The 15,215-nt window shown below is 72.1% G+C and carries 12 protein-coding genes and 2 pseudogenes; 10 read left to right on the plus strand and 4 right to left on the minus strand.

Going from position 1 to position 15,215, the window contains the following annotated elements; translation table 11 throughout:
* Positions 1-119 precede the first annotated feature (119 nt).
* Both NRK68_RS29765 and NRK68_RS29770 read right to left on the minus strand, forming a co-directional pair.
* Positions 120-914, minus strand: a pseudogene (locus NRK68_RS29765) (sulfatase-like hydrolase/transferase); the annotation flags it as partial.
* Between the two features lie 330 nt (positions 915-1,244).
* Positions 1,245-1,982, minus strand: coding sequence for an SDR family NAD(P)-dependent oxidoreductase (locus NRK68_RS29770; protein WP_257857269.1), 738 nt, complete (start codon positions 1,980-1,982; stop codon positions 1,245-1,247).
* Positions 1,983-2,066: 84 nt separating this feature from the next.
* Between NRK68_RS29770 and NRK68_RS29775 the strand changes: the two genes are divergently transcribed.
* Both NRK68_RS29775 and NRK68_RS29780 read left to right on the plus strand, forming a co-directional pair.
* Positions 2,067-2,750, plus strand: a complete 684-nt coding sequence (locus NRK68_RS29775; protein ID WP_257857270.1) for a TetR/AcrR family transcriptional regulator — start codon at positions 2,067-2,069, stop codon at positions 2,748-2,750.
* Between the two features lie 409 nt (positions 2,751-3,159).
* Positions 3,160-3,972 (plus strand): sulfite exporter TauE/SafE family protein, encoded by an 813-nt coding sequence (locus NRK68_RS29780; RefSeq protein WP_257857271.1) that lies wholly within the window; start codon positions 3,160-3,162, stop codon positions 3,970-3,972.
* A 349-nt stretch (positions 3,973-4,321) separates the two neighbouring features.
* Here the strand turns inward: NRK68_RS29780 and NRK68_RS29785 are convergent, their stop codons facing one another.
* Positions 4,322-5,050: a hypothetical protein gene (locus NRK68_RS29785; RefSeq protein ID WP_257857272.1), complete on the minus strand. Its 729-nt coding sequence runs from the start codon at positions 5,048-5,050 to the stop codon at positions 4,322-4,324.
* Here NRK68_RS29785 and NRK68_RS29790 point away from each other — a divergent pair.
* From NRK68_RS29790 to NRK68_RS29820, 7 genes and pseudogenes are all read left to right on the plus strand, one after another.
* Positions 5,003-5,968, plus strand: a pseudogene (locus NRK68_RS29790) (LLM class flavin-dependent oxidoreductase); the annotation flags it as partial. The gene NRK68_RS29785 and the pseudogene NRK68_RS29790 sit on opposite strands and share 48 nt — an antisense overlap.
* Before the next feature lie 20 nt (positions 5,969-5,988).
* A complete protein-coding gene (locus tag NRK68_RS29795) occupies positions 5,989-7,389 on the plus strand; it encodes an NtaA/DmoA family FMN-dependent monooxygenase (protein WP_257857273.1) in 1,401 nt (466 codons plus the stop codon).
* The gene (locus NRK68_RS29800) at positions 7,386-8,501 is read left to right on the plus strand and encodes an LLM class flavin-dependent oxidoreductase (RefSeq protein WP_257857274.1); all 1,116 of its coding nucleotides are present in this window, start codon (positions 7,386-7,388) and stop codon (positions 8,499-8,501) included. Before NRK68_RS29795 ends, NRK68_RS29800 begins: the two co-directional genes overlap by 4 nt.
* A gap of 52 nt (positions 8,502-8,553) precedes the next feature.
* On the plus strand, positions 8,554-9,642 hold the full coding sequence (locus tag NRK68_RS29805; protein ID WP_257857956.1) for an LLM class flavin-dependent oxidoreductase: 1,089 nt from the start codon (positions 8,554-8,556) through the stop codon (positions 9,640-9,642).
* Between the two features lie 687 nt (positions 9,643-10,329).
* Positions 10,330-10,752 (plus strand): aspartate 1-decarboxylase, encoded by a 423-nt coding sequence (panD, locus tag NRK68_RS29810; RefSeq protein WP_257857275.1) that lies wholly within the window; start codon positions 10,330-10,332, stop codon positions 10,750-10,752.
* 22 nt (positions 10,753-10,774) lie between these two features.
* Entirely contained in the window at positions 10,775-11,134 is a 360-nt protein-coding gene (locus NRK68_RS29815) for a GNAT family N-acetyltransferase (protein ID WP_183064115.1), read from the plus strand.
* On the plus strand, positions 11,128-11,784 hold the full coding sequence (locus NRK68_RS29820; protein ID WP_257857276.1) for an aspartate/glutamate racemase family protein: 657 nt from the start codon (positions 11,128-11,130) through the stop codon (positions 11,782-11,784). The genes NRK68_RS29815 and NRK68_RS29820 overlap by 7 nt, the downstream gene beginning before the upstream one ends.
* Positions 11,785-12,149: 365 nt before the next feature.
* On the opposite strand, the gene gnd is transcribed toward NRK68_RS29820, so the two are convergent.
* Complete coding sequence (gene gnd, locus NRK68_RS29825) at positions 12,150-13,595, minus strand: NADP-dependent phosphogluconate dehydrogenase (protein ID WP_257857277.1); 1,446 nt, start codon at positions 13,593-13,595, stop codon at positions 12,150-12,152.
* A 184-nt stretch (positions 13,596-13,779) separates the two neighbouring features.
* On the opposite strand from gnd, the gene NRK68_RS29830 reads away from it, so the two are divergent.
* A complete protein-coding gene (locus NRK68_RS29830; protein WP_257857278.1) occupies positions 13,780-15,093 on the plus strand; it encodes a transglycosylase family protein in 1,314 nt (437 codons plus the stop codon).
* Positions 15,094-15,215: the final 122 nt, after the last annotated feature.

The raw sequence follows: 15,215 nt of genomic DNA on the forward strand, positions 1-15,215 counted from the left end.
TTTGCCGACCAGCGAGTTGAGGTGGCTGACCTGGCCGCGTGGCCCGTGTTCGCGGCGCTCCAGCCGCGGTCGGCGTACGCGCTGGTGTCCGGTACGTCGCTGGGTGCGTGCGGCACGTTCGGCGTGAGCAGCAGCAGGAACGGCTCATCGGCGTGGGTATCGATGAACTCCAGGGCGCGCTGCTCCAGCAGGTCCGGGGCGTAGACGGCCTTCGCACCGCCGGCGTTGGCCGGGATGGACTCCTTGGCATTGTTGTGCCACAGGTACTCGGGGTAGTACTCGTGCGCGTGGCCGTGGGTGATGTAGCCGTAGAACTCCTCGAACCCGCGCGCGGCCGGATGGCTTTCCTGGCCCGCCGTCTCCGGTCCGAAGCCCCACTTGCCGATCACAGCCGTCCGGTAGCCGCGGGCGCGCAGTACCTGGGCGAACGTGGTGTCCGTCGCGGTGAGCGATCCCTGCCCGCCGGCGGAGGGGTTGGCGCGCACCGTGGAGTGGCCGGTGTGCAGTCCGGTCAGCAGGGAGCAGCGAGAGGGTGCGCACACGGCGGCGGTGGAGTAGGCGTCGGTGAAGCGCATTCCCTCGGCGGCGAGCCGGTCCAGACGGGGCGTGCTGATCAACTTCTGTCCGTAAGAGCCGAGTTCGCCGTACCCGAGGTCGTCGGCAAGGACGACGACGAAGCTCGGCGGCCTGCCGGCCTCGGTGTCGCCCGCCTTCGGGGCCGCCACCGAGGCCGCTGCCTGGCCCGACCCGGCAACCGCGGCGGTGATGGCGGGCAGGCCGAGCACGGCGGTCGAACCGGTCAGGAAGGTACGGCGGCTGGACATGGGCGACTGCTCCTCGATGGCGGGTGCGGGCGTGCGCTGATCATGGATCGAGGAACCACGCGCGGACCATGCACAGGACATGAAGAGCATGTGACGGCGCTCGGTCAGGAGAGACCGCCGGCGGGGGTCGCGAGGGGCGGGGGCCCCGCTACGTGACTCCCGGCGGCGGTCGGAGCCGAACGCCGCCCGGTATGGGCGCTGTACCGAGCAGCGGGTCCGGCGCGGCGCTGGGCCCTGGCGGCGTCGCTTGCGACGGAGTTCGCGGGCCGAACGCGGTGCTCAAGGCGCGGCAGTGCGTCGTAGGTACAGGCAGGTACGGCGCGCCCGAGCCGGTTCGGACCGAGCGGGGGCCGGTCTGTCACATGGCCCTGGGGGGCGGGCCGTGCGCGAACGGGAGCGGTGCGCACCACCGTCCGTCGCTCAGGCCCGGGTGTAGCCGCCGTCGGCGAAGAGTTCGGCGCCGGTGATGAACGAGGAGGCGTCCGAAGCCAGGAAGAGGGCGGCTTCGGCGATTTCCGCAGGGTCCGCCAGCCGCCCCAGGGGCACGACGGCTTCGGCGAACTGCTCGACGTCCGGGCCCGCGGCGCCCAGCAGGCCGGAGGTCCGCGTGGGTCCCGGGCTGAGCACGTTGACTCGGAATCGGCGCTCCCGTGACTGCCGGGCCCAGTTGTGGACGAGGTTGCTGAGAGCCGCCTTCGAGGCGCTGTACACCTCGAGCTGCTCATTGGGCCGGGCGCTGTTGCTCGAGCCGACGACCAGGATGGAGGCGTTCTCCGCCAGCAGCGGAAGCGCCTTCTGAACGGTGAACAGCGGGCCCTTGACGTTCACGGCGAGCGTCAGGTCGACGTTTGCCTCGGTGTGGGCGCCGAGCGAGGCGTCCGCGACGATCGCCGCGTTGGCCACCAGCACGTCGATGCGTGCGGTCTCCTCGCGGACTCGCGCGTAGAGCGCGTCCAGGTCGGCCAGGACCGAGACGTCGGATCGTACGCCGGTGGCCGAAGGGCCCAGCTCCTCGACCGCTGCTTCGAGGCGGTCGACGTCCCGGCCGGTCACGAAGACCCGTGCGCCCTCCCGGACGAAACGGTGAGCGATGGCAAGCCCGATCCCGCTGGTCCCTCCGGTGATCACAGCCACCTTCTCCTGCAGCACGCCTGGCATGGTGAACCCCTTCAGTTATGGAATGGATCGTCCATAACGTAGGCAGTAATGGACGATCGAGTCAAGAATGGGTACGGTGAGGCCATGGCGAGACCACGCGCATTCGACGAACACCAGGTCCTGGACCGGGCCCGGGAACAGTTCTGGACGACCGGCTACGCAGGAACCCGGATGGACGACATCGCCCGGGCGACCGGCCTGGGCAAAGGCAGCCTGTACGGCGCGTTCGGCGACAAGGGCAAGCTGTTCCATCGCGTGTACGGCGACTGGTGCACCGCCGTCGTCGAGGTGGCCGAAGGGCAGCTGGCAGGCGGCCCGGACGCAGAGGCCATGGCCCGGCTGTCGGGGTACGTGCACCTCATGGCGGAGAACACCGCCTCCGACACCGAACGCCGCGGGTGCCTGCTGGCCAAGGGCGCGGCGGAACTGGCCCAGCACGATCCGACGGTCGCCGGACAGTCGGCCGAGACCATGACGAAACTGCAGGCCCTGCTGCGGGCGGAGATCAGCGCCGCCCAGCGCCACGGCGACATCGACAGCGCCGTGGATCCGCAGCAGTTGGCTGCACTGCTGCTGACGGTGGTCCGCGGTATCGAGGCGGTGGGCAAGGCAGGCCTGGACCCGGAGACGCTCCGGAACATTGCGGACACCGCGCTGGCGGTCCTGCCCCTCCCCGAAGGGCAGGAACGCCGCGCAAGCGGGCGCAGCCCGGCCCGCGAGGACCCACTCGGTGCCATCACGGCACACGACCCCCCGGACACGGCCTGACACCGGATGCGGCCCAGCGATCTACCCGCGCGGCCGTGACAGCCCGGACGGTGACGGTGTGTCCCCGTCGCCGCCCGGCGATGTCCAGCACCACCGGGCCGGGCTCCCGTGTCCGGGCGCGCCCCGTCGCGGCCCCCCTCCGGGACGACGGGTGCCCGGTTGCCGTTGTCCGCGTGCGCTGCGCTTTCCGTCCTGAGGGGAGGAGGAACTGGAGGTGGCCGCGGACCGGGGCCGGCGGCCGCCGCGGGGTGACCGCGGAGGCGCGGCCGGAGGTCGGCGACGGGCGGCGGAGGCTGCTGTAGCGCAGGTCGGAGGTCTCGACGAATCAGCGTCGGGTGTCCGGTGCCTTGCCCCGAAGGTGAGGGTGGGACGTAGCCGGACGGCCCGCATTCCGGAGAGGATGCCCGCCATGAGCACTGACCAGGCCTTCCATCCGCTCCGTACCCGCTCCGTGCCGGTGGTGTTCGGCGCGGGAGCGGTCATCGGTGTGCTGGGCGGGATGATCGGGCTGGGCGGTGCGGAGTTCCGCCTGCCGCTGCTGATCGGCCTGTTCGGGTTCGCCGCGCTCTCGGCGGTGATCCTGAACAAGGCGATGAGCCTGGTCGTGGTCCTGGTCGCGCTGCCCGCCCGCCTCGCGGCGGTCCCGGCCGCCGAGGTCGCCGCCCGATGGCCTGCCGCGGTCAACCTGCTGGCCGGCAGCCTGCTCGGGGCCTGGGCGGGTGCGTCCTGGGCCGTGCGGATGCGCTCCACCACCCTCTACAGGGTGCTGGCCGCGCTGATGGTCCTCATGGCCGCCGCCCTGGTCCTCACCCACACGACCACCCTGGGCGCCCTCGACCTGCCGCCCGCGGCCCGGATCCCCGCCGGTGTCGCTGCCGGGTTCGGCATCGGCGTCGTCGCCGCGATCATGGGCGTGGCCGGCGGCGAGCTGCTGATCCCGACGATCGTCTTGCTGTTCGGCGAGGACATCAAGACCGCCGGGAGCCTGTCCCTGCTGGTCTCCCTGCCCACGATGCTCGTCGCGTTCGCGCGCTACAGCCGCGACGGCAGCTTCGCCGTCCTCGGAGCCACCCTTCGCTTCACCGCCACCATGGCCGCGGGCTCCATCACCGGCGCCGTCCTCGGCGGGCTGCTCCTCGGTGTCTTCCCGGACGTGGTGCTCATTCCGGCGCTGGCCGTGATCCTCCTCGTCTCCGCACTCAAGCTCGCCCGGCACGACTGAGCTGCCGGACGCCTCCCCACCCCCGCACCCCCCACCCCCGTGCGGGACGGTCGGTGTACGCAACCGTCCGCAACCAGCTCGACGGGGGAGGACATCCCCGTGCACGAGCGGAGGCGCCGCTGAACGCGCGAGCTTCGCGCGACACGACGTTCGCTCAGATCCTCGCTGCCACCGGGCGCCAGCCGCGCATCTGGAGATCTTTCCGCAGCCGCCCGCCACAGCTTGGTCACGCTGTCATGGTTCCGCAGCGCACGGGCAACACGGGGCCGGGACGAGGAGGGGGTGTCCGCCCGGCGGTCGGGGTCCGCCGGGCGGACGCGCCCGTGGCCGGCCCCGTGCGCGTCTTCCGTCACTCGAAGGCGGCGGCGGCCTCCTTCAGCGCGCGGGCCACGACCGCCGGGTCGCAGGGCGCCTGCGGTCCCGGGGTGTAGGTCACCGAGCGCAGGCGGCCGGTGTAGCGGAAGCTGCGGTGGCGTTCGTAGACCGGCCAGGAGACCGGGGACTTGCGGTCCACGCCCACGCTGATGCCTTGCAGGGGCGCCATGCCTATGAGCTGGTGGACGCTGTCCGACCGGCCGGTCTCCACACCGTCGATCAAGATGCGGAACTCCCAGCGCAGGCCCTCCACCGCAGCGGCCGAGAGCGTGACCGTCCGCCGGCCCGCGGGCAGCGGGCCGGCGTCGGTCTCGTGCAGGTCGCCGTACTCGTTGTAGGCGAACCGGACCCGCCCGTCCTCCACGTACAGGCTGTAGCCGCCGCCCTGGTCGCCGTGCGAGACGAATACGCCCTGGTCCGACGCGGCGTGCTCGTCGAGCTCGACGGTGACGTCGAAGGAGCGGAACGAGATGAGCCGGGAGGAGCGGTAGCGCTCCAGTTCGGGTGTGCCCGCCAGCAGGGTCAGGGGGCGGTGGAACCGCTCCTCGGCCGGATTGCGGCGGGCCAGCGCGCCGCTGCCGTCGGCGAGGGGGAAGACGCCGTTGCGCCAGGCCGCCGCCTCCCAGGCCGCGGCCTGGCGCAACGGCGTCTTTGACTGGACGCCGTGCTCGTCGCCGCCCGGGTCGCACCGCTGACCCGGCACATCGGCCTTGTGCCGACCGTGGTCGCGACCCACACCGAGCCGTTCCACATCTCCAAGGCGATCGCCACCCTGGACTACGTCAGCGGCGGCCGCGCGGGCCTGCGCGTCCAGGTGACGGCACGACCGATCGAGGCCGCGCACTTCGGCCGCCGCACCTTCCCGCCCCTCCGCATCGAGGACCGGGACACCCCGGCCGGCCGGGACCTGATCGCCGAAGTCTTCGAGGAGGCCGCCGACCACATCGAGGTGGTGCGCCGCCTGTGGGACAGCTGGGAGGACGACGCGGAGATCCGTGACGTCGCCACCGGGCGCTTCATCGACCGCGACAAGCTGCACTACATCGACTTCGAGGGCAAGCACTTCAGCGTCAAGGGCCCCTCGATCACCCCTCGGCCCCCGCAGGGCCAGCCCCTCGTCAGCGCACTCGCGCACGACAGCGTGCCGTACCAACTCGTCGGCCGTTCCGCCGACATCGGGTACGTCACTCCACCTGACACCGACCAGGCCCGCGCCATCGTCACCACGATCCGTGCCGCCCAGGCCGCCGCAGGACGGGCGGAGGAACGACTGCACATCTTCGGCGACCTGGTCGTGTTCCTGGACGACGATCCCACGGCGGCGGAGAACCACAAGGCACGCCTGGACGACCTGGCGGGCTACACCTGCACCAGCGACGCCGAGGTGTTCACGGGCACGCCCGGGCAACTGGCAGATCGGCTCCTTGAGCTGCGCCAGGCGGGCCTGAGCGGCTTCCGGTTGCGCCCCGGAGTGATCGGGCACGACCTGGCACAGATCACACGGGGCCTGGTGCCCGAACTCCAACGCCGAGGCGCCTTCCGGCACGCCTACGAGGCGGACACCCTCCGGGGGCTGCTCGGACTCGCCCGCCCCGCGAACCGCTACGCCGCCGCCGTCTGAGCCGCAGGAGCCGTACCACCATGACGAAGCCGCCCACCGGCAAGCCCCTGAAGCAGATCCATCTCGCGGCCCACTTCCCCGGCGTCAACAACACCACTGTGTGGGGCGACCCCCGGGCCGGCAGCCACATCGAGTTCAGCTCGTTCGCGCACTTCGCGCGCACCGCCGAACGCGCCAAGTTCGACTTCCTGTTCCTCGCCGAGGGACTGCGACTGCGCGAACAGGGCGGCCGGATATACGACCTGGACGTGGTGGGGCGGCCCGACACCTTCACCGTCCTGTCCGCGCTCGCCGCCGTCACCGAGCATCTCGGCCTGACCGGCACCATCAACTCCACCTTCAACGAGCCCTACGAGGTCGCCCGCCAGTTCGCCAGCCTGGACCATCTGTCGGGCGGACGCGCCGCCTGGAACGTCGTCACCTCCTGGGACGCCTTCACCGGCGAGAACTTCCGGCGGGGCGGCTTCCTCCCGGAGGGCCAGCGCTACTCCCGGGCCAGGGAGTTCCTCTCCACCGCCACCGAGCTGTTCGACTCCTGGCACGGCGACGAGATCGTCGCCGACCGGGAATCCGGCCTCTTCCTCAACGACGCGCAAGCCGGAGCCTTCGTCCACCAGGGGCAGCACTTCGACATCGCCGGCCGGTTCAACGTCCCGCGCAGCCCGCAGGGCCGCCCGGTGATCTTCCAGGCGGGCGACTCCGACGAGGGCCGCGAGTTCGCCGCCGCCGAGGCCGACGCCATCTTCAGCCGGCACAGCACGCTGGAAGCCGGCCAGGCCTTCTACACCGACGTCAAGGGACGCCTGGCCTGCCACGGCCGAAGCCACGACCAGCTCCTGATCCTGCCCGCGGCCACCTTCGTACTCGGCGACACCGACGCCGAGGCGCAGGAGCTGGCCCGCGAGGTACGCCGCCAACAGGTCAGCGGTCAGACCGCGATCACCTACCTCGAACACATCTGGAACCGGGACCTCTCCGCGTACGACCCGGACGGCCCGCTCCCCGATATCGACCCGGACCCCGGCGAGAACACCATCGCGCGCGGACGCGCCAGCGTCCGGATGTTCCGCGACCCTCTCGCCTTGGCCAGGCAGTGGCGCGAGCGCGCGGCCGCGGAGAACCTGTCGATCCGTGAACTGGTCATCGAGACCACCGGCCGCCAGTCGTTCATCGGCTCCCCGGCCACCGTCGCCGACACCATCGACCACTTCGTCCAGACGGACGCCGCCGACGGCTTCATCCTGGTTCCGCACCTCACCCCCGGCGGCCTCGACGAGTTCGCCGACACCGTCGTCCCGCTGCTCCAGGAACGCGGAGTGTTCCGCCACGACTACACGGGCACCACGCTCCGCGACCACCTCGGCCTCGCCCACCCCGACGCCCGCGCGGAACGGCCGGAGATCCGGCGGGTGGCGTCGTGAAGTTCCTGGCCATCACCCTCATCGTGCACGCCCCGGACCCGGTGACCGGCGTACAGAAGTCCACCCACGAGCGCTTCCGCGAGGTGGTCGACAACGCGCTGCTGGCCGAGGAGCTCGGATTCGACGGCTTCGGCGTCGGCGAACGCCACGAGCGGCCGTTCATCTCCTCCTCGCCGCCGGTCGTGCTCAGTCACATCGCCGCGCTCACCTCCCGGATCCGCCTCTTCACCGCCGTCACCACGCTCAGCCTGCTCGACCCGGTGCGCGCCTACGAGGACTACGCGACCCTGGACCACCTGTCCGCCGGCCGCCTCGACCTGATCATCGGCAAGGGCAAGGGCAACGGCACCGCCCAGCGCGAGCTGTTCCACGTCACGCCCGAGGACCAGTGGGAGCGCAACGCCGAGAGCTACGAGCTGTTCCGCCGCATCTGGCGGCAGGAGAAGGTGAGCGCCTCCCCGCGCTTCCGGCCCGAGTTGACCGACGCCGAGGTGTGGCCGAGACCCCTTCAGCAGCCCGTCCGGGTCTGGCACGGCAGCGCGACCAGCCGGGAGTCGGTCGACCTCGCCGCACGTTGCGGAGATCCGCTCTTCTCGGCCAACGTCACCCACCCGATCGAGCCGTACGCCGAACTCATCCGCCACTACCGGGAGCGCTGGGAGCACTACGGCCGCGACCCGGCCCGGGCCGTCGTCGGCGCGGGCACGGCCGGCTACTACGCTGCCCGCACCTCACAGGAAGCCGTCGCCGCGTACCGGCCGGTGTTCGAGGGGCAGCTCGCGTTCCAGAAGAGCCAGGGCCTGGAGCCGGTGTTCACCACCCTGGAGGACTTCGTCGAACGCAGCTCGGCGCTGATCGGCAGCCCGCAGCAGATCATCGACAAGGTGCACCGCTACCACGAGCGGTTCGGACACAGCGTGCTCCACCTGCAGGCTGACGCCGGCGGTCTCACCCACGCCCAGCACCGGGCCTCACTCGAACTCTTCCAGTCCGCGATCGCACCGGTGCTGCGACGCGACATCCCCGACCCGCCGTTCCCCTGGGCCCCGGTCACGGCGGCACCCGAACCCGAACTCATATCCGTACCAGCGCCCGCGCCCACCGACCGCTGAGGAGCCCCCCGACCATGTCCGGCATCCCCTCGGAGTCCTCGACCTCGTCCCGATCCCGTCCGACTCCAGCGCCGCCCAGGCGCTGCGCAACACCATCGACCTGGCCCAGCAGACCGAGCGGTTCGGCTACACCCGCTACTGGTTCGCCGAGCACCACCTCAACCCGGGCGTGGCCGGATCCTCTCCCGCCGTCGTGCTGGCCCTGACCGCCTCCGCGACCTCCACCATCAGAATCGGCTCCGGTGCCGTACAGCTCGGGCACCGCACCGCCCTTTCCACCGTCGAGGAGTTCGGCCTGATCGACGCCCTGCATCCCGGGCGACTCGATCTGGGTCTCGGCCGCTCCGGCGGACGACCCGCCGGGCAGACGGCGGACCCCCGGCCGACCGCCACCCCCGTCGTCGACGGGCGCGCGCCCAACGGCCTGAAGATCCCACCCCGGTTCTCCTTCGAGCACCTGCTCGATTCCCCCCGCTTCCAGCTCCAGCAACAACTGCTCCACCAGCCCGGCGCCCGCCCCCAAGACTACGGCGAGCAGGTCGACGACATCCTCGCGCTCCTGCGCGGCGACTACCGCTCCGCGGACGGGACCGAGGCGCACGCCGTCCCCGGCGAGGGCGCGGACGTGGAGGTATGGATCCTCGGCAGCAGCGGCGGACAGAGTGCCGACGTCGCCGGCCGCAACGGCCTGCGCTTCGCCGCCAACTACCACGTCAGCCCGGCCACCGTACTGGAGGCGGCCGACGGCTACCGCGTCGCGTTCCAGCCCTCCGACCACCTCGACAAGCCCTACGTCAGCGTCTCTGCCGACGTCGTCGTCGCCGAGGACGACGCGACCGCCCGCGAACTGGCCACCGGTTACGGCCCGTGGGTCCGCAGCATCCGTACGGCCGAGGGCGCCATACCCTTCCCGACCCCGGACGAGGCCCGCGCCCACGCCTGGACCGAAGCGGACCGGGCCCTGGTCGCCGACCGCGTCGACACCCAGTTCGTCGGCTCACCCGGGCAGGTTGCGGACCAGCTTGAGCAATTGCAGGAGGCCACCGGCGCCGACGAACTGATCATCACGACCATCACCCACGACCACGCCGACCGGGTCCGCTCCTACCGACTCCTGGCAGAGGAGTGGCAGCGGCGATGAGCCGATCGCGGTCCGGTCCCTGATGCCGTGCAGCGGAAGGCGTGTTGGCGGACGGCGTCGCCGAGGGCGCTGGAGAGGGTGGCCAGGCAGCGGTAGAAGGTGGTTCTGCCTCGTCCGGCGGTGAGCTGGCTGGCGACGAAGGCGAGATGTGCCAGTGGGCGAGCTGGTCGAGCCCGAGGGTGCCGAAGGCCGGGGTGAGGTCGTTTCGGACGCAGTCGCGGTAGCGGACCATCGTGGTCGGCCTCAGCATCAACGCGGGCATGGGCGCCGCCAGGCGGGAGATTTCGTCGGCGACGGCGCCCGCTCCGAGGTGACGGTGACGCCCGCCACGGCGTCGAGGCCGGCGTGCGTGCCGACGCGTACCGCGTGTCGGGCGTTGAACAGCATGCCCAGGTCGTTGATGTCGTTGCCGAAAGCGGCGTACTCGCTGATGCCCAGATCGCTCAGTGCCTCCCACTCCGGCGTGGAGCCCGGGGGCGAAGTCGATGACGGCTTCGTCGAGGTGGCGTGACGTCTGGTCGGCGGCTTCAGAGGAGCCTGGTCGACACGGAAGCGCAGGCTGCGAGGGTGCTCGGCAGAGAGGGCGATGTTCCTTTTTCATCGTCGTCTCAAAGGGCGTCCGTGTAGAGTGCGTAGCGCCCTTGACCTGCAGAAAGCAGGCAGGGAGCCGTCTTACAGGAGACCAACATGATGCGCACCATGTTCAAGTCCAAGATTCACCGGGCCACCGTCACCCAGGCCGACCTGCACTATGTCGGGTCCGTGACCGTCGACGCCGATCTGCTGGACGCCGCCGACCTGCTCCCCGGGGAGCTCGTCCACATCGTGGACATCACCAACGGGGCGCGGCTGGAGACCTACGTCATCGAGGGCGAGCGCGGCTCCGGCGTGATCGGGATCAACGGGGCCGCCGCGCACCTGGTGCACCCCGGGGACCTCGTCATTCTCATCAGCTACGCACAGGTCGAGGACGCCGAGGCGCGGGCGCTGAAGCCGCGTGTCGTGCACGTCGACGCCGACAACCGGATCATCGAACTGGGCGCGGATCCCTCCGCCCCCGTACCGGGCACGGACCAGGAGCGCAGCCCCCACGCCGTGGCCGCCAGCTGAGTCCGAGAAGGAGCCGGGGCCCATGCCCGACAGCACGAACATGTCGATCGAGTACCGGGACGAGCGCAAGGCCGGACGGCTGCTCGCCGTCGAGGACGGGACGGCGGTCGGCCACATCGCCTACTTCGTGCTCGCCGGGCCGCCCCACGCCCTGGTGGCGGTGCACACGATCGTCGAGCCGGGCCACGAGGGCCGGGGCATCGCCGGAGGGCTGGTCAGGACCTTCTACGGACTCGCCGAGGCCGAAGGCGTGCCCGTGGTCCCGCTCTGCCCGTACGCGGCGAGCTGGGCCGCCAAACACCCCGACGAGGCGCCCGTCCCGCCCGCCGAGGTGACCGCGGCGGCCAAGGCGCAGCTGGCGGCCGACTCCGACCTGTGGTGACGGCCTGCTCCGCGGCCCGCGGCCTGACCCTGCTGCACACCTCGCCCGCGCACGTCCCCGTCTTCGACGCGCTGCGCGACCGGCACCACCCCGGGGCCGCCCTGCGGCACCTGGTGGCGCCGGAGCTGCTGGACCGGGCCCGTGCGAACGGGCCGCGGTCCGTCGCCCCGGCTCTGCTGGAGCTGCTCGCCGGAGCCGGGCCGGGCCCCGTACTGGTCACCTGCTCCACGATCGGGGCGACCGCCGAGGCTCTGGCTCCGGCCCTCGGCGCCCCGGTGCTGCGCGTGGACCGGCCGATGGCAGCCGCTGCCGTGCGCACCGGCCCGCGCATCGCCGTCCTGGCCGCGCTCGGATCGACGCTCGCCCCGACCACGGAGCTGATCGCCCAGGAGGCCGACGGGCACGGGCTCCCGGTGTCGGTCACCACCCACCTCGTCGCCGGAGCCTGGGAGAGCTTCGAGGCGGGCGACACCGCCCGCTGCCTCGCCCGGGTCGCCGAGGCCGCCGACGCCGTGACCGGCGCCGACGTCATCGTCCTGGCCCAGGCCTCCATGGCGGGCGCGGCCGGGCTGACCACGACCGGGATCCCGGTGCTGGCCAGCCCCGCTCCGGGCCTGGCCGCCGCCCTCGCCCTGACGGCCGAGCCGTAGGGGGTGGGCCTGCCGGTCGGGCCGGTCAGGCCGGGTTCGCGTGCTCCGGCGCCGGGCTCCGCTCCCTCAGTCGGCCGACCGGCAGGGCACCCCGGGGGCGTACGAGCCGCGTTCGCGGGAAAGTGCCGTATATGGTGCGAAAACTCATGGTGCGAAAACTCGAAGACACACAGCCGCCGCCCCCCGAGCCCGATCCGACGCCGGCGCCCAACCCCTTCCCGGACCCCGAGCCGATCCCGCGCCCCGTGCCGCCCGTACCCGGCCCCGTCCCGGAGCCGGACCCGGTGCCCCCGCCCCCGGGACCCGCGCCGGTTCCCCAGCCCGGGCCCTGGAGCAGGGCGCAGGAGTCGTAGGAGTCGCAGGGGTCAGTCCGTGCGGATCTCGGAGCGGTCGCCGCTCCAGAGGGTGTGGAAGGAGCCCTCACGGTCGGTCCGCCGGTAGGTGTGCGCCCCGAAGAAGTCCCGCTGGCCCTGGGTGAGGGCCGCCGGGAGCCGCTCCGCGCGCAGCGCGTCGTAGTAGGCCAGTGACGCCGCGAAGGCTGGCACCGGAATACCCGCGCCCACCGCGGCCGCGATCACCGATCGCCAGCCCTCCTGCGCCGCCCCGATCTCCTCGGCGAAACGCTCGTCCGCCAGCAGGCTCGGCAGGTCGGGCCGCGCGTCGTAGGCCGCGCGGATCCGGTCGAGGAACGCCGCCCGGATGATGCAGCCGCCGCGCCACAGGGAGGCCACCGCGCCCAGGTCCACGCTCCAGCCGTACTCCTCGCTGCCGGCCCGGATCTGGTGGAACCCCTGCGTGTACGAGACGATCTTCGACGCGTACAGCGCCTCCTCCACCTGCGCGGCGAACGCGTCCGCCGCCTCCGGCGCCAGCGCGGCCGGCGCCGGACCCGCGAGTCCGCGAGCGGCCGTACGCAGGTCCGCGTGGCCCGAGACGGCGCGGGCGAACACCGCCTCGGCGATCCCCGACACCGGCACCCCGAGGTCCAGGGCGATCTGCACGGTCCAGCGACCGGTGCCCTTCTGCTCGGCCGCGTCCGTCACGACGTCGACGAACGGGCGCCCGGTCGCGGCGTCCGTGTGGGCCAGCACCTCCGCCGTGATCTCGATCAGGTAGGAGTCCAGGCGCCCCCGGTTCCAGTCCCGGAAGGTGTCCGCGATCTTCGCGGGAGAGTAGCCGGCGACGTCGCGCAGCAGGTGGTAGGCCTCGGCGATGAGCTGCATGTCGGCGTACTCGATGCCGTTGTGGACCATCTTGACGAAGTGTCCGGCGCCGTCGGGACCCACGTGGGAGGTGCACGGCGTACCGTCGGCGGCCTTCGCCGCGATCTTCTCCAGCAGCGGGCCGAGGGACTCGTACGACTCCTTCGAGCCGCCCGGCATGATGCTCGGGCCGAGCAGCGCCCCCTCCTCGCCGCCGGAGATGCCCACGCCCACGAAGTGGATCCCCTGCTCGCGCAGTTCGCGCTCGCGACGACGGGTGTCCTCGAAGTGGGCGTTCCCACCGTCGATGATGACGTCGCCCTCCTCCAGCAGCGGGGCGAACTCGCGGATCACGGCATCGGTCGGCTCCCCGGCCTTCACCATGATGACGATGCGTCGGGGGCGCTCCAGCGCGTCGACGAACTCCTTGGCCGACTCGGCGGCCACGAACGCGCCCTCGTGACCGAACTCCTCCACCAGCGCCGTCGTCCTGGCGGCGGTGCGGTTGTGGACGGCCACGGTGAATCCGTTGCGGGCGAAGTTGCGGGCCAGGTTGCTGCCCATGACTGCGAGGCCGGTGACGCCGATCTGGGCCGTGCTGGTGCTCATCTGTGCGCTCCTGCGTGCTTCGGTGTGCGGGCTGTGCCGACGCTACCCCGCCGTCGGTCCCGCGGCGCCGCGGCCCGTCGGGGGATTGTCAAGTTCCGCTGAAGAGCGCCCCGTTGCTCCCTTGCCGTGCAATGATCCCGACGTTACGTTGTGCGATTCCTGATGACTCGAATGGGGGGCTCCCATGGGCGTACGGGGCCGGCACCGCCGGTATCAGCCGAGCAGCATCAACCGGGCCTCGCTGGCCGTCACCGCGGGAGGGGCCGGGATCGCGCTCCCCTTCATGGGCGCCGGAGTGGCCGAAGCCGCCTCCGTGGACACGTGGAACAAGGTCGCCGCCTGTGAGTCGACCAACAACTGGCGCATCAACACCGGCAACGGCTATTACGGCGGACTCCAGTTCAGCCAGAGCACCTGGCGGGCCTTCGGCGGTACCACCTACGCCCCGCGCGCCGACCTGGCCACCAAGGAGCAGCAGATCGCGGTCGCCGAGAAGGTGCTCAACGGGCAGGGGCCCGGGGCCTGGCCCCACTGCGGGAAGGGGGCCGGGCTCACCCGGGGCGGCCCGTCGCCGGCCCTCGCCGCGCAGGTCCCCGCGCAGCCCGAGGCGCGCACGCAGCAGCGGGCGCCGGAGGTGCGGACGGCCTCGGCGCAGGGCACCGCGCCCCGCCCGACCGGAACCTCGGTCCTGCCCAGCCCGTATGTCGTCGCGCCGGGCGACTCGCTCTCCGCGATCGCCACCGAGCAGCGGGTCGAGGGCGGCTGGCAGGCGCTCTACGAGACCAACCGGGCCGTCGTGGGCGACAACCCGAACCTGATCTTCCCGGGTCAGCGGCTCACGATGCGGGTCACCACCGCCCCGCCGGCCCCGCCCGCGCAGAACCCGGAGAAGCCGCCGCGGACGGCCGAACCGGTCAAGCCCGGGGAGCCAGCCGCGCAGAAGCCGGCGGAGCAGCCCGCGCCGAAGCCCGTGGAGAAGCAGGCGCCGAAGGAGGCGTCGAAGCCGGCTCCGAAACCGGCCGAGAAGCCCGCCGAGAAGCCTGCGGCGAAGCCCGACACCCAGCCCGCCTCAGCGCAGCAGAAGCCCGCCGCGGGCGGCTTCTCCGCTCCCGTCGACGCCGCCCTCGGCACCGCCTACCGCGTCTCGGGATCCTCCTGGTCCAGCGGCTACCACACGGGCGTCGACTTCCCCGTGGCCACCGGCACGACCGTCAAGTCCGTCGGACCAGGGCAGGTCGTATCCGCCGGCTGGGCCGGCGCCTACGGCTACCAGGTCATCATCCGGCACACCGACGGCCGGTACTCCCAGTACGCCCACCTCTCGGCCCTCGGCGTGAAGTCCGGCCAGCAGGTCTCCGGCGGCCAGCGGATCGGCCGCTCCGGCTCGACCGGCAACAGCACCGGCCCGCACCTGCACTTCGAGATCCGCACGGGCCCCGGCTACGGCTCCGACATCGACCCGCTGAAGTACCTGCGGGGCCACGGGGTCCGCATCTGATCCGGGGACGGGATCCGGCCCGGGGACGGGATCCGGCCCGGGAACGAGATCCGGGCCGAGGACGAGATCCGTACCAGGGACGCGCTCCGGCCCGGGGACCTGATCTGACCCGCGCACGTGCG

Origin of the sequence: Streptomyces yangpuensis (assembly GCF_024666385.1) — a bacterium.
Lineage (GTDB): Bacteria > Actinomycetota > Actinomycetes > Streptomycetales > Streptomycetaceae > Streptomyces > Streptomyces yangpuensis.

Bases quoted from the DNA above. Each gene is read 5' to 3' on its own strand.
- NRK68_RS29770 (WP_257857269.1), bottom strand. From the start codon at position 1,982: ATGCCAGGCGTGCTGCAGGAGAAGGTGGCTGTGATCACCGGAGGGACC.
- NRK68_RS29775 (WP_257857270.1), top strand. From the start codon at position 2,067: ATGGCGAGACCACGCGCATTCGACGAACACCAGGTCCTGGACCGGGCC.
- NRK68_RS29780 (WP_257857271.1), top strand. From the start codon at position 3,160: ATGAGCACTGACCAGGCCTTCCATCCGCTCCGTACCCGCTCCGTGCCG.
- NRK68_RS29795 (WP_257857273.1), top strand. From the start codon at position 5,989: ATGACGAAGCCGCCCACCGGCAAGCCCCTGAAGCAGATCCATCTCGCG.
- panD (WP_257857275.1), top strand. From the start codon at position 10,330: ATGATGCGCACCATGTTCAAGTCCAAGATTCACCGGGCCACCGTCACC.
- NRK68_RS29815 (WP_183064115.1), top strand. From the start codon at position 10,775: ATGCCCGACAGCACGAACATGTCGATCGAGTACCGGGACGAGCGCAAG.
- gnd (WP_257857277.1), bottom strand. From the start codon at position 13,595: ATGAGCACCAGCACGGCCCAGATCGGCGTCACCGGCCTCGCAGTCATG.
- NRK68_RS29830 (WP_257857278.1), top strand. From the start codon at position 13,780: ATGGGCGTACGGGGCCGGCACCGCCGGTATCAGCCGAGCAGCATCAAC.